1 pseudogene is annotated in these 234 nt (G+C 47.9%); it reads right to left on the bottom strand.

The features are described 5' to 3' along the window. Nucleotides 1-234: pseudogene (locus AB4512_RS25395) on the bottom strand (glycerophosphodiester phosphodiesterase); the annotation flags it as partial.

Here is a 234-nt window from a genome sequence, read left to right as displayed (position 1 = left end):
GAATACACCCATTACACCCACATCTTGTGCCAGCACATCAAGCATTTTCATCATATCGCCATCATTGTTGATGCCGTCTTTCACGCTCTTGTAATACCAACCACCGCCTTGCGCAAGCGGGCCAGAACGCTCCAGTGTCCATGCGATAATGTCGAGGTCTGCATCCTTAGCCAGTTTCGCGTAGTTAGACGCCACTAATTCGTTGTTCTTATCAAGTTCAACCAAAGCAAACAG

The organism is Vibrio sp. 10N.222.52.B7, from assembly GCF_041474275.1.
GTDB classification, from domain to species: Bacteria; Pseudomonadota; Gammaproteobacteria; order Enterobacterales; family Vibrionaceae; genus Vibrio; species Vibrio crassostreae_C.
The sequence above is the reverse complement of the archived record's forward strand: the minus strand, read 5'-3'. Positions and strand labels throughout refer to the sequence as shown.